The organism is Lyngbya sp. CCY1209, assembly GCF_035615495.1.
Classification (GTDB): domain Bacteria; phylum Cyanobacteriota; class Cyanobacteriia; order Cyanobacteriales; family Microcoleaceae; genus Limnospira.
In genome coordinates this window covers 1-14,186 of the sequence record NZ_JAJENU010000627.1, presented here as the reverse complement: position 1 = coordinate 14,186, position 14,186 = coordinate 1, and the positions used below count along the sequence as shown (strand labels likewise).

The following is a 14,186-nucleotide window of genomic DNA, read 5'->3' as shown; positions in this document are numbered from 1 at the left end:
AAACCCTGATGTCGAGGGAATTTCCCCTCCCTACACCCTACACCCTACACCCTACACCCCCTCTAGCAGCGCTATAAATCACTGTGGAGGCAGGCCTCTGTGCCTGCCTTTCCTCTTAAATATTAGGACTGTGGGGGCAAGGCTCTGTGCCTGCCTTTCCTGTTAAATATTAGGACTGTGGAGGCAGGCTTCTGTGTCTGCCTTTCCTATTAAATATTCGGGTTGAACGACAACGTAAAACTCTTAATTATCAATTATTAATTGTTAATTATTAATTCTTGACGGATCTCGCGCCACAAGTCGCGGTACTGTTTCAGAGTCGATTCCGGCAGAGGGAGCAGAAATTCGCTGCGTTCCAAAATCTCGGCATCGGGGAGCAGTTGGGGATTGTCCCGCAAATCCGGCGGCAAATCCGCCCGGTTCGCACCCCAGACGATGGGAGAGGTGGCCCCGGTGAGCAGGGACATCTGGGCGGCGATGTTGGGTTGCCAGCAGAAATCGATCCACTCTCGGGCCAAGTTGTCGTCTGCGGCGGGGGCGGCTTTCGGCTTCACCCACAGATCGGTCCAGAGGGCGGTTCCAGACCGGGGGATGGCGATTCCCAGGTCGTGTTGCCGCTGGACCGCGGCGGAAATGTCGGTGGACCAGCCCAGGGCCAGCCAGGTGTCGCCTAAAATTAACGGTTTGAGATAGTTGTCGGAGTCGTAGAGGCGGACGTTTTGCTGGAGTGCGAGCAATTCTTCTTTCAAATTGGGGACGGTATCGAGATCTGCGGTATTGTAGGAGTACCCCAATTTTTTCAGCGTCAGGCCGATGACTTCCCGGGGTTGGTTTAGCAGGGAGATGCGATCGCGCAATTCTTCCCGCCACAGGTCGCCCCAGTCCGTCGGAGTCCACCCCAATTCCTCGAAGCGATCGCGGCGGTAGGCGATGGCGGTGGTGCCCGAGCGGTAGGGTGCGGCCCAAATCTGGCCGTCGTCACCCGCGACCAATTCTCCCTGACGGTTTCGCCTCACCAAATTTTGCCACCTTTGGGGGAGTTGCGGCCACTGCTGCAACTCCTCCGGATTCAGGGGTCGGAGCCAGTCCTGTTGGATGGCCCGGGTCAGCCAAAAATCGCCGATCATGACCAGATCGGCGGAACCGGTGGCGGTCTGCCGCCGGGGGATCAAATTCAGGGGAAACCGGCCCGGCTCGTCGGGGCCGGAGGAATTTTCGTCGCCCCGCAGTTGCTCGTAGAGGGCATTCAGACTGGCTTTGGGGACGAAACGGGGGGCCGATCGGCCTTCGAGTTGCCGGCGGAATCGATTCACCATTTGAATGGGGACGGTATCTTTGAGCAATTCGATCTCGAAGGCGGGGGTGGCAGAGCACCCCGACACCGCCGCTTCGAGTGCCAACAGACTGGTCCCCAACAAAAAAGATCGTCGCTTCACGAAATGCGTTTTTCCAAGTATTGTCCGATCATGATCTGCTCCCGGGCCCGGGAGATAATGGTCTGGCGAGTCCGGTATTTGTCGCCGATCTGCTTGATCTCTTCTTCAAATACAGACCCATTGTACTCGGTTCGCAGACACAATGTGTTGGGGTCGGGCATATGGTAGGCTGCCGTGATGGGTTTGGGGGTGGCGAACCCGCGATCGCGATATAAAATGTTCCCCAAGACACCGAAGCAGGTGGAACCCTTCGACTGCTCCCGTCCCGAGAGGCGATCGCTGCTTTCCCAGGTGACGTGGGAGCCGCACTCCCAGGCCATTTCGTCCGCCAATCCGTGGGCGCGGGCCAGCCGGATCAGTTCTTCGCTTCCGGGTTCGAGAAACCGGACGGTGATGTAGCTGACGATTTCTTGGGTGGAGCCTTCCGGGAGGGTGTAGTAGCGCCGTTCCGACCGCCAGTCACCGCAGGACCGTCGAAAATAGGTGGCGATCGCAGACGCCACGTCGATCTGATTCTGCCTTCTCGGTAATGTCATTTAGGATGTCCTCGTCAAAATAATCGGTGTCAATCCTGTGTCAAGCGCCCGGTCGTTGTTTCGTTACATTTCTTAATATAACCACAAATACCCGCATCCCGCAATCTATCCGACGGGCGAATTTTTCGCCGTCCGGACGATGCGATCGCCCCCGAACGGAACCGGGGAAGTCACTCAAACAGTTTGGAAAACTCTAATCACCCCACCGGGTAAATACAGTTACCCCTGTTACAAATCCGCCTCCGATCGATGGCAATTGATCACATTCTCTCTCATCGAGCGATCGCGCCCCGAATCGAAACACCCCCACTTTCGAGAGATGGCGGGGGGCGTTTCATCCGGTTAACTGATCGAAACAAGTTTCGCCGGGGTGACGATGTAAACATTTGTCAACTCTTTTCAGATTAGCCGGCTTCAATTCGGTCGAAAACTCTTCTCAATTGTTTCCGAACGGGTCCCCCCAAATCGAGCCGATGTTGGGAACAGAAGATCGGGGGATAGGCGGGCGATCGCCCGTCAATTTGTCGCCCCCCGAAGGGGAGGTCGCGGCCCCGAAATCGGGTTGAATGTGGGCGAAATCGGGGGCTTTTGCGGCCGACAATTTCGATGTGTCCGCGATCGCGATCGCCCCGCAGTCCGATGAGTGGAGCGGCTCAGAATCGGCGCGAGAAAATCCCCGCAAACCGGGCGGGGCGGTCGGTGGGGCGCGATCGCCGGAAATGTCGTCCTCTGGGGGAGCGGATATGCGATCGGTCCTCCGGCGGCGAGTATCGGGTCCAAAAACGTCCGGAGTATAACCAAAATATATGAATGTCCGATGTTCGATTAGAACAGCGGGTTCAAAGGTTAAATAATTGAGAAGTAATTCCGGATTCACTCCGATCCCGTTTTAGAATCAAAACCGAGATACCCGTTCATCGTATGAAGAGGAATATTTATGGATGTGCTGACTCAACAAGTCATCGCCTTAACTCATAAAGTAGATGCCCTCTATGAGATCGTCATGCAACTGAGTGAAAAGAGTGGCGGGCATGACGAGCAGATGTCGCTCCCTTCGCTCTCCCTCGCGGTCGAAACGCCCGAGCCGACTTCGGTGGCGGAGGAAACCGTTGGAGAGACATCTGAAGACGGCACTAGATTGACCGCATCTCCCCCGCCGGCTCAGTGGAGGGTGGAACGTCGTCGGGCGGAACACAAGGACGTTCTGATCGACGACTGTTACACCGACAGCACCAACGTCGTCCACCGGGAAGAACCCACCCTGACGGCCGACGTGCAGATCCAACGGCTGACGGCCCAGTTGACCGCCGCCTACAATCGCATCGCCGCCCTCGAAGAACAGTTACTCTCCAAGCGGACCCGCATCTGAGTCGGGCCGGCACCGGCCCAGACGGCCGGCCAAACCTTCGATCTCCCCGAGGAGTCGGGCCGAGTCCCAGCCGGCGAAGAGGTGGGAGGCGATCGCACATCCGCCGGCCCCCACCCCCTCTTTTACATATCCCCGCTCGTAGGCCCGGAGTTGGGGATATCGGGAACGGGCAAAACTGAGTTGGGTCGCCAGCAGGGGAACCGGACCGGCCGCCCGGGCCAGTCCCGGGGTGTCCCCCGTCGGGTCTTCCGCCACCCAGCGGGTGGTGCCGACCGCCACCCGGTCGGGAGTCCAGGGCAAATTTTCGCCCTCGGCGATCGCCCGGGTGAGGGCGTAGACCGCCAACATCTGGGTGCCCCCCGCCAGCAGCACCCCGGCCCTCCTGACGGCCGCGATCGTCAGGCCCGCGACGGCGATCTGCATGGGGTCGCCGACGGCGGCGACGAGTCGAAACGGGTCGGCCGCGCCGGGGTTCAAATCAGCGGCCCGCAGTCCCGCCTCCGCGATCGCCAATTTTTGACCGTGATTGCAGCGGGGGTGGCTACTATTAACTTTTCCCGCCGCCGGAATTCCCAACCCCACCAGCACCGCCAGAGCCGTGGTCGTCCCACCGACGACGCATTCTCCGATCGCGACATAACTGTTTTGAGCCATCTTTCCGAGGCGATCGCCCCAGGCCAACCCCGCCTCAAATAACGCCCGGACGACCGCCAAATCCAACGCCGCCCCCGAACTGACGCACCGGGCCGGAACCCCCCCCAGATGGATGCTCGGCACGGAGGGAACCACGGGAACCCCGGCATCGAACAGATACAAAGGAATCTCCAAGGTTTCGATGACGGCCCGAGAAATCAACACCGGAGATGCCCCCGCCACCAGCGGCGGCAGGGGATATTTGGGATGGGGGTTCGGGCCGTCGTGGAGGAATTCGGCGTCGGCCAGATAAGTCCGGCGGCGGTCGTCCGGCGTCGCCCCCGCCCCCGAGATCCCCGGCAGCAACCCCGTCTCGGTGAATCCCAAAACGCAGGCGAATAGAGGCTTGCAGCCCCGATACCGCTCCGACCACCTTTCCCCCCGGGGAAGTTCCGTGTAAACCCGAATTGCCGTCATTCGTCGTAGTCGAGTAAGATTTGCACCCAGCGGGGGGGGCGGGGGATGGGGGATTTGAGGCGATCGAGCATCAGCAGGGCCACCAGGTGCACCACGAAGAGATAGACGATGCTGTTGGCAAACACCATCAACACGGCGACGAGTTGGACGAAAAGCAGACTCGGGGGGGCCAGCAACCCCAACTTGATGAAGATCCACTCGGCCAGTTCCGCGATTTGCGTGGTGGCGTAGACCCACAGATCCCGGCCGAGGAGGATGGAGAGCAGCCAGTAGCGAAAAAAGAAGCCGATCGCGCCGATTAAAGCCCCGATGGCCACCGAAATCGGCCAGCGGGCGCCGCGCTTCCACAACCCGCCCAACACCACCCCCATCCAGGCGTAGGGAATTAAAAACAGAACGCTGCGCGTCGGTCCCATCAACACCGTCAGCAGCAACCCGGAGGTGAGGGCGCCCATATTGGCGGCTCGACGGTTCCAGCGCAGGTAGAGTAACGCGATGGGGAGGGGGAAAAACACCCGCAACAGCGGACCGAGGGGAAAGTAGTAGTTGACGAACCAAATCAGACTGGCGGCGCTGGCGAGAAACGCCGTTTCCACCATCATCAGCGGGGATGTCGAAGGGAGAGAATCGGGGGATTTGGGGGGGGAGTCGGCGTTGGTCTTGGGAAAATCGCTCATGCGGCCGGGAATTGAAAGGGGCAAGAGTGGGAGAGGGGAAATCGGGCGATCGCACCCAGGCCCACCCGTCAGACCAACATCCGCTCCAGGGCGTGGACGTCGGGGATGCTCAGGGTTTCGCGATCGCGCTTGATTAACCCTTTCTTCTCCAGTTTACTCAGAACCCGAGTGACCGTTTCCCGAGCCAGTCCGCTGAGACTGCTGAGTTCCCGGTGGGGCAGGTTGGGAATTTGCGTCCCCGTGTCGGTGGTTTTTCCCTGTCCCTCGGCCAAAAATAACAGGATGTCCGCCACCCGGGAGGCGCTGTCGGACTCCCGCAACCGCAACCGCCGGTTCACCTGGCGCAGGCGCCGGCCCATCAACTGGGCGAGGCGGATGCCACCCAGGGGTTCGGTGTTGATCAGTTCCACGAAATCCTGGGCGGGCATATTGCCGATGGTCGTCGGGGCGAGGGTGATCACGTCCGTGGAACGGGGCACCTCGTCGAGGGCCGCCATTTCGCCGAACAGTTCGCCCTTGCCCAAAATGTTGAGGGTGACTTCCTTGCCGTCGAGGTTGTAGGTGCGAATTTTCACCCAGCCATCCAAAATAAAATACACGGAGCTGCCCCAATCATTCTCCAACAGAATCACCTGATTGGCCGGATGGCTGCGACCCACCACATGAGCTGTCGCTTTTTCGGCCACCTCGTCGGGCAGACCCAGAAAAAACGGAGTCGAGAGAATCATGCGGGTGATATCTGATTGTGACTCGCGGGAGAAGTACCGATCTTCCATTGGGCTATCATGTTTGAAATTCGTTGAAGCTGTGGTCGGGCGGGGAGGAAATTGATGAACCGATCCAATTCACTTCACCGCAGCCCGCCACGGCGCCAACCCTAGTCCAACAATACCACTATTGTTGGGTTTCGCTACCGTTGACCAGAATACCCGGACCGGGCGAACACCCGATCGCGGGTGGAACGTTTCGGAATCGAACCGGCGGGAATCGTCCGGCCTTCGGGCCGCGGTCTGGATGGGTTCGGTCTTGATGGCGATCGCGCTCCCATCCCGGTCGGGTGCGGACTGGATGTGAGGTGGGCAACTCTTATTTTAAAGGAATTGTGAAGCAAAACGATGGCATGGGCTTACAATTCACCCGATCGCCACCATCGCTCCGTAAGGGGAAACCGAGGGGTCCAGAGTACCCGGGGACAATTCCTTGAGTTGGGTCCGATCCCTAACCTATGATGGAAGAGAACATAGGAGTTGGTTTCTACGTCGGGAAGATTTTTGAAGGATTGGAGCGCGAGCATCAGGCTTCGCAACAGGTTCACCCGGGCCGTCCGCTGATTTTTCCAGGGCAATCCGGACAGGAGAAGGGATTCGGACTCTGGATTCGGAAATTGAACTAGACCACGGCTCATTCCGATTCAAACGCTAGTAAAAATGAGGTTCCTGCCTTGACTTCTCATCAGGATCAAATTCAGGCTCTAATTGCTGAAATTGACGAAGTGCTCAGTCAACCCAGCCCGAGACTCCCCTGGGTGGCCTTCGGCGAAACGGTTACCCGGGCGCGACAGGTTTTAGAGCGAGTTCGCAACTACCTCGTATCCCTACAGCGGGAGATGGGCGACTCCCCGCGATCGCTCCTTCCCCGGGTCTCCCCCGGCGACCTCTCGTCGGCCGCGCCGTCCCCACAGCAGGAGATTTGGCAGGCGCTCCGAGAAGAAATGGGCTACCTGCGATCGCAACTGACGGGACTCCTCCAAAATGAAGTGGAAGAATTGCGACAGGAACGGCAACGCCTCGTCCAAGATATCCGCACCTTGGAAAGTCGCCGCCAAGAACATCTCACCCCCATCGACGGGGAAACCGACCGCCAACAACTGATCGCCCAATTCCTGCAAGAACTGATGAACCGCCTCCAGGACAGCCTCACCCAGCGGGTGGCGGAGACGCTCTCCCAACTCGAAGAACGGGTGATCGAGGCGGTGCTGACGGCGGAAACCGTCGATACGCCGACGCGAGGAGACCTGGAACGCTACGACCGCCACACTTCCCCGCTCTCGGAAACGGAAAATTTTGGGGATGAGTCGGAAACGTCCAAACTCTTGCCCCGGCTGACTCCGGCCGGGCGACTTGAACAAATGCGGATGTTGCAGGCTCAGTCTGATCACCTGTTGATGACCTTGGATTCGAGTTTGAGCGTCATTTTTGAGGCCCTGCAAAGTAATTTGCAAACCTATCATGAATCCCTATCCCAAAATCTCGAAAAAATGCACGGTCTGGGCAAACAGGGGGAGGTGATTTTTTCGGCTTGGATTAATCACCTGACTCAGCAGTTGAGCCAAGCCACGACGACTCAATGGCAATCCTCATTGCAACTGACGGATGAGGAACCGATGCCCCCCTCGCCCCAAAAATCTGACGCCATTGCGGACAAGCCGGTGGCGACCCCCCCGGCGGAATCTGCCCGCCGGCCGGAGGCGAAGCGGGAGGATGTCTCCGTTCCGGAAGGGATTCCCCAGGAATTTCCCGACGGGGAAGAAGGGGAAGATATCGAGAGTTTATTTCCCTTCGCCGGTGTCGAACTTCCCCTTCCGAAAAAAGTCTCTAAGACTGAATCTAAAGCGGAAAAAGAACCCGATTCAATTCGTCTAGATATGGAAGATTTAGACGTAGATGAATTCGACAGTTTTGCGACAGAAACGGAGGCGAAAATCGACGAGGAAGAAAGCTGGGATTTAGACGAAAACTTGCCGGAAGAAGAAATCGAAGCCGGGGATCATATCGGCGATTCTGAAGCAGATGCGATCGCCTGGGATGCCGAGGATTTGTTCCCCGAGGAAGAAGGGGAAGAAGGGGACGACATCACCGCTGAAGCCGCCGTGGAAGTTAACGGAGAATCGGCAGAAGAAGAGGAAGCAGATGCGATCGCCTGGGATGCCGAGGATTTGTTCCCCGAAGAAGAAGGGGAAGAAGGGGACGACATCACCGCTGAAGCCGCCGTGGAAGTTAACGGAGAATTGGCAGAAGAAGAGGAAGCAGATGCGATCGCCTGGAATGCCGAGGACTTATTTCCGGACTCCTCCGAAACCGATTCCGAAAGCGAGGATTCGGAAATAGAAGACGATGAGGAAAGACTCGATACCCAAGACTTATTCGAGGAGACGGAAGAAGAAGCGATCGCGATCGGGCAACTGGACGATCTGACAGAAAGTTTAAACGGAAGTCAGCCCGAGAAATTCGACGAATCCTCGAGGCAACAAGGAGCCGATGCCGAACTGCTGTTAGAAAATGAAGATTTAGCGATGAATCAGCCCAATTCAACCGAAAATCTACCCCGTCAAGCCTCCCCCGCGTCTCAACCCGCCGACTTCCAGGATGAAACTACCCTCGAAGACTTCGGCAATATTTTTGATTCGCTGGAATTGGATGAAGAACCCCTGGAAAATTTCGTTCACGCTTCCCCCGACGAAAACTTGCTGCCGTCCGCATCCGAAGAAGATGACGATCAAATCGACTCGCAACTTCTGATCGACAAACAAACCCTGCAACATCTGGAAGCAGAATTAGCCAGCTTGGAACAGCCGTTTTCAGAGGATGAGGAATTGGAGATTTCGGACAGTTCCGACGAATTGATCTTACCCCAAAATGAGACGGCAGAAGAAACCATCACATTTGACAACCTGTTTGGCGAATTGGAATCCGATCGCCAATCCGGCGATCGCCCGCAATCTCCGGAGTCCGAATCGGCCGACGACCCATTTTCGGGATGGGGCGATTCCGATGTCACCCTCGACGATTTGCTCGACAGTTTCGACGCATCCGAAACCCCTTCCCAACCGCAGAAAGCGGACAAAGACGAAAGGTCTGCCGGCGACGATGGCGGCGGAGATTTCCTCAGCTTGGAGGCCCTATATCAAGAAATGAGTCAAGCGAAACCCATGAATAATTCGGGGAAAAAAACATCCTAGACGGCTGAGATAAAATCCCCAAATTCCCAATTCTGAGGAGGGTAGAAAATTTGATGTCAAAAGAGCCGAAATCCGTCCCATCCGAACAGCCGACCGCCGGGAAAAACTCACCCCCGACGCCGAAAGATTTGTACTCGCGACGGTGGTATCTCGGCCTGGATGTCGGTTCGACGGGACTGGCCGCATCTCTGCTGCTTCCCGCCACTCAGAAAGTCTATCCCATTTATTGGGTGTCCGAAGGCGAGGAAAATCGCCGATTTCGCCTCCCGGGCCGGGTAAACTGGCATCCGAAGGGAACCGATGAGGCGGTGGTTTTGGACCGATTCAAACCGCATCTTTGCCGAACCATCCCCCACCATTTCGGAGCCTCCGAAACGCCCTATCCCCTCCTGCAAATCGACCCGAATCACACCCTATTTTTGGGCGAATTTCGGCGGGCTTTACAGTTGTTAATTTCGACCCTAAATCCCCATGTCGGGGCAGTCGAATTGTCTCCGGAGTCGGGGGAAAAGCTGAGTCTGCCCCGCCCCCACACCTGCGGCGCGATCGGATTGGAACCGGACGCCTTCAAAAACGCCCTCGATCGCCTCGCCGGTGTCATCGTGGGGGGCCCCGCCAACGCCTCCCACGCCTACCGTTTCAACGTCCGGGAAGCCATTCTGGAGACGGGTTTGGTGGACAATCCCGGCCAAATCTTGACGGTGGAAGATGCGATCGCGACTTTGCTGACCCCATCGGACGAACCGCCCCCGGAGGGACTGACTCTGATGATCAATTCGGGGGCAAAAACCACGGAATTGATGCTGGTCGATTTTGCGGAAAATATCGCGATCGGGGAAAGTATCGCCTACGGCGGAGATGACCTGAATTGGGATATCATTTATCAACTGATCCCCCAAGATTTGCTCGCCGGAGACAATCCCAATTTTCAATCACCCCTGTTCAATCTGATTGAAAATAATAAAAACATTTTACAGCAGGGAAAAAATCTAACTCTCCCCCTCAAAGGAACCGAAATAAAATTGACTCAAGCGGATTTCAACCGCCGGGTGCTGCAACCCTTCATCCAAACCTTAAACCGGGAACTCAACCAATTGATGAGTCGGGTGGGAACCTCCCCTGTAGCAGTCAAACGGGCGATTTGTTGGGGGGGAAACGGCTCTTGGCCGGCCTTCACCCAGTGGTTACGACAAAAGCTCCCCAGTGCCGCCGTCATGCAAACTCCGAACCCCGGCGAGTCCGTGGCGTCGGGATTGGCTAGAGTGAAATTATATCCCCAATTCTTCGATTTTGCCCGCCAACAATACGGGGATTATTTCCTACTCGGAGAACTGCTAAAGGTGTTCGGAGATGTACCCCTATCGGCGAAAGTGGTGATGAATCGTCTGGAGGAACGGGGGGTTAATACTCGCGCCTGCGAAGCCCAAATTTTGGCAATCCTCGACGGCCAACTCCCCGCCGGATTCGTCCCCTCCGAGTCCGATTGGGCGCTATTCGCACCGGAATCGCGATCGCACCCCGACATTGAAATGATCAGTCAGGGGGCGCTTTTTTACAAGGACGTGGACGGCAGTTATTTTATTAACCTAGAACGATCCGAGCGATCGCGCCAATACTTGCATCAACTCTCCCAAGGACACCGCCAGAGCTTGGACGAACCGTTGGCGATCGGAGAGTTTGATGGGGGAGTCGGGAGTCGGGAGTCGGGAGTCGGGAAATAAATTAACAATCAATAATTATTAATTGTTAATTATCAATTATCAATTATCAATTATTTCCTCCGGGGCCAGGGAATGGAGGGATTGGCGGCTAATTTTTGAGCCACCGCCTGGGCGCCGTAGCGGTTCAGGTGGCTGGGATCGACGAAGTAATTATATTGGGTTAACGCCTGTTCCGATAAGTCGATAAATAGGAAACCGAACTGTTGGGAGAGGTATCTCATGCGATCGCGGAATTGGCGTTCGGCGGACCAGCGCACCGAGTCGAGATAGTCGTCGGTGAGGGGGAGGTTGACGAACACCAGAGGGATGTTGCGGGCGGAGGTGAAGGCCACCACCGAATCGAAGGCCCGGGCCTGGACGCCCTGCAAGTTGAAGGCCCGATAGTCGCCGTCATACTGGCCGGGGACGTAGGGGCGGCGTTGATAGTAAGTGTAGGGGTTGTAGCGATCGCTCCGGGGCAAAAAGCCGTTGGCGTCGATCGCATTTAGGGAGGCCAAACGGGCGGCGATCGGCTGTTGTTCGGGACGGTAGATCAGATCTTGGAAATTCCCGGACGGGGCAACATTGTTTGCGGGTTGCAAAGCCATTTCCTCCTCCGTGTGCATGAACTTCCACTTCGAGCCCGTCGCGTCGCAGGGTTGGGGGAGTTCGTAGCAGGTGGTTGGGTTGACTTCATTTTGGGCCAGTTGGGGGCGGACGCCGGAGGCCAACCGCCGATGTCCGGCGGAGTCGAGAATGGCGGCGAAGGTGCGATCAAAGCGTCCGCTGTTGAAGGCCCGCACCCCGTCGGCCCAGACAATCATCCGGGGGAGGCGATCGGGGGGCAACACCAGTTTGAGCAAATAATCGACAACCTGGGCGGTGGCGCCGTTGATGCCGAAGTTGAAAATTTTCAGGTTCCCGTATCCCTTGGCGGCGAGGGACCGCTGCATTTGGTTGGGATCGACCCCCTGGAGGGCGCGGGAACTGCCCACGATCAATACATCGGGGGTGCCAACGGTGTTCAAATAGGACAGATAAAGTTGCAGTTGGCTATCGAAGGGTTCGCTCTCGAAGCTGGGAAATCCGGCGGCGGAGCTGGTTTTGGTGGCCTGTTGCTGGGAATAGGTCAAGTTTCTCATGTATTCGACCACCTTTTTCTCCGCGAAGGCCCGTTTCGGACTCTGGGGGGGGACGGCCTGCATCCACGCCACCGCCTGCACCCACTGGCGGGCTACCTCGTCCCAATCTTCCTTGGTGCGGGCGGTCTGGGCTAAACTGGAGGCTTTCAGGGCAAAGCGAACGGATTCGTCGAAGGGGTTGGCTTCGGTGCAGGTGTTGGATTTGGAGAGGATCTGACCCGACGAGCGCGCCACCGCACCCTCGCGAACCCACTCCCCCCGGGACACCGGGGCCGCGATCGCCGCATTGGAGGGGCGGGTAGCGGTATCCGACGGCCCGGACTGGGAACATCCGGCCAGGAGGGCGATCGGCAATATCGCCAAAATTGTGGCTGGCAACGGGAGACGATAAAATCTGCTCATTGATGCTCTGGCAATAGCGCTGGGAAATTTGGGGACAAGTCAGTGTTTTATTATAGTCCTGGGAAGCCGGAAAGTGTGCGACAGCATCACTCCGTATCCCCCGCCCGAATCACTCCTTAAATCGGCGGGACTCGGGGAGGGGAAAGGGCGATCGCTCCCCCCGGATTGGCGGACCGTCACCGTTGGGCGATCGGTATGGGGTGGCGATCGAATCCGTTTCAATTTCCGCCGTTTCAGGATAGCATCAATTTATCAATTTTGATTCACTCCAGTCATGAAAATTATCATCATCGGCGGCGGACTCGGGGGGCTGGCGACGGCGATCCGGTTGCGGGCGATCGGGCACCAAGTCACCCTTCTCGAAAAACGCGACAAACCCGGAGGCCGCGCCTACGTTTATCAACAGGATGGATTCACCTTCGACGGCGGTCCGACAATTATCACCTCCCCCTGGTTGATTCACGACCTCTTTAAACTGTGCGGCAAAAATTCGGAAGACTATCTCAAATTGGTCAAACTCGACCCCTTTTATCGGGTGCGATTCCCCGATGGTTCCGTCTTTGAATATAACGATAATCCCGAACAGATTATCCGCCAAATCGAACAATTCAACCCCGCCGATGTGGCCGGATACCAAAAATTCTGCCAAGCCGCCGACTCGGTATTTGAAAAGGGACTGCCCTTGATGACCACACCCTTTCTGAAATTCACCGATATGCTGAAAGTCGCCCCGGATATGGTGCAACTACAATCCTATCGCTCGGTGGCGGGATTTGTCAACCAATATATCCGGGATGAACGACTGCGACAGGTGTTCAGTTTTCACCCGTTACTCATCGGCGGAAATCCGTTCCAAAGTACCTCAATTTACGCCATGATTCACAAACTCGAACAGGCGTTCGGCATCTGGTTCGCGATGGGGGGAACCGGGGCGTTGGTGGGGGCGCTGGCGCGGCTGTTTAAAGAGAGTGGCGGAGAGTTATTGTTCAATTCAGAAGTCGATGAAATTGTCATCGATGAGAAGACACAACGGGCGACAGGTGTAATTCTGAAAAATCGAGAAACCCTGGAAGCGGATGCGGTGGTGAGTAACGGGGATGTCTCGTTTACTTACTTGCATTTAATCCCGCAACGGTTTAGGAGAAAATACGGCGATCGCAAAATTAAATCCCTGCGCCATTCCATTTCCCTGTTCGTGGTTTACTTCGGCACCAACAGGCGCTATGACAATATGGCGCACCACGAAATCATCATGGGTCCCCGCTATCGAGAACTGATGGACGACTTATTTAAACGCAAACATTTAGCGGACGATTTTTCCCTGTACTTGCACCGTCCCACGGCTACCGATCCGTCCCTGGCACCCTCGGGGTGCGACTGTTGGTATGTGTTATCTCCCGTCCCCAATTTGGCGGGAAATACGGACTGGAAAACGGCGGCGAAACCGTACCGCGATCGCATCATCCAGTTTTTAGAAAAAAATTATCTTCCCGACTTATCCAAACATATCGTCACCGAACATTACATCGATCCCCCGCACTTCCGCGACACCCTCAACAGCCATTTGGGAAGCGCATTTTCCATCGAACCGACGCTGATGCAGTCCGCCTGGTTCCGCCCCCACAACGTCAGCGAAGATATCCCGAACCTGTATTTTGTCGGTGCGGGGACCCATCCCGGCGCCGGGATTCCGGGGGTGATGAGTTCGGCAAAAATCGTGGCGGATTTAATTGGAAAAGCCTGATTTTCCCATCGGTAGAGGCAAGGCTCTGTGCTTGGCCATCAACAAATTATCAACAAGCCATTTCCCATCAGTGGAGGCAAGGCTCTGTGCTTGCCCATCAACAAATTATCAA

General features: G+C 56.7%; 11 protein-coding genes. 5 read left to right on the top strand and 6 right to left on the bottom strand.

Going from position 1 to position 14,186, the window contains the following annotated elements; genetic code table 11:
* Positions 1-257: 257 nt before the first annotated feature.
* Both LKE08_RS23805 and LKE08_RS23800 read right to left on the bottom strand, forming a co-directional pair.
* Positions 258-1,436 (bottom strand): extracellular solute-binding protein, encoded by a 1,179-nt coding sequence (locus tag LKE08_RS23805; protein ID WP_324706764.1) that lies wholly within the window; start codon positions 1,434-1,436, stop codon positions 258-260.
* A complete protein-coding gene (locus LKE08_RS23800) occupies positions 1,433-1,972 on the bottom strand; it encodes a phycobiliprotein lyase (protein WP_324706763.1) in 540 nt (179 codons plus the stop codon). Before LKE08_RS23800 ends, LKE08_RS23805 begins: the two co-directional genes overlap by 4 nt.
* A 566-nt stretch (positions 1,973-2,538) precedes the next feature.
* On the opposite strand from LKE08_RS23800, the gene LKE08_RS23795 reads away from it, so the two are divergent.
* Complete coding sequence (locus LKE08_RS23795) at positions 2,539-2,769, top strand: hypothetical protein (RefSeq protein WP_324706762.1); 231 nt, start codon at positions 2,539-2,541, stop codon at positions 2,767-2,769.
* 140 nt (positions 2,770-2,909) lie between these two features.
* Positions 2,910-3,341, top strand: coding sequence for a hypothetical protein (locus tag LKE08_RS23790; RefSeq protein WP_324706761.1), 432 nt, complete (start codon positions 2,910-2,912; stop codon positions 3,339-3,341).
* Here LKE08_RS23790 and cobT read toward each other — a convergent pair.
* The 3 genes from cobT to LKE08_RS23775 all read right to left on the bottom strand — a co-directional run bounded on the left by cobT (position 3,315) and on the right by LKE08_RS23775 (position 5,904).
* Complete coding sequence (cobT, locus tag LKE08_RS23785) at positions 3,315-4,451, bottom strand: nicotinate mononucleotide-dependent phosphoribosyltransferase CobT (RefSeq protein WP_324706760.1); 1,137 nt, start codon at positions 4,449-4,451, stop codon at positions 3,315-3,317. The genes LKE08_RS23790 and cobT overlap by 27 nt on opposite strands.
* On the bottom strand, positions 4,448-5,128 hold the full coding sequence (locus LKE08_RS23780) for a DUF2232 domain-containing protein (RefSeq protein ID WP_324706759.1): 681 nt from the start codon (positions 5,126-5,128) through the stop codon (positions 4,448-4,450). The genes cobT and LKE08_RS23780 overlap by 4 nt, the downstream gene beginning before the upstream one ends.
* Positions 5,129-5,196: 68 nt before the next feature.
* The gene (locus LKE08_RS23775; protein WP_324706758.1) at positions 5,197-5,904 is read right to left on the bottom strand and encodes a Crp/Fnr family transcriptional regulator; all 708 of its coding nucleotides are present in this window, start codon (positions 5,902-5,904) and stop codon (positions 5,197-5,199) included.
* A 665-nt stretch (positions 5,905-6,569) separates the two neighbouring features.
* On the opposite strand from LKE08_RS23775, the gene LKE08_RS23770 reads away from it, so the two are divergent.
* Positions 6,570-9,086: a hypothetical protein gene (locus LKE08_RS23770; RefSeq protein WP_324706757.1), complete on the top strand. Its 2,517-nt coding sequence runs from the start codon at positions 6,570-6,572 to the stop codon at positions 9,084-9,086.
* 53 nt (positions 9,087-9,139) lie between these two features.
* Complete coding sequence (locus LKE08_RS23765; protein WP_324706756.1) at positions 9,140-10,807, top strand: hypothetical protein; 1,668 nt, start codon at positions 9,140-9,142, stop codon at positions 10,805-10,807.
* A 50-nt stretch (positions 10,808-10,857) separates the two neighbouring features.
* Here LKE08_RS23765 and LKE08_RS23760 read toward each other — a convergent pair whose 3' ends face one another.
* Positions 10,858-12,330, bottom strand: a complete 1,473-nt coding sequence (locus LKE08_RS23760; protein WP_324706755.1) for a hypothetical protein — start codon at positions 12,328-12,330, stop codon at positions 10,858-10,860.
* Positions 12,331-12,604: 274 nt separating this feature from the next.
* Between LKE08_RS23760 and LKE08_RS23755 the strand changes: the two genes are divergently transcribed.
* Positions 12,605-14,074 (top strand): phytoene desaturase, encoded by a 1,470-nt coding sequence (locus LKE08_RS23755; RefSeq protein ID WP_324706754.1) that lies wholly within the window; start codon positions 12,605-12,607, stop codon positions 14,072-14,074.
* Positions 14,075-14,186 lie beyond the last annotated feature (112 nt).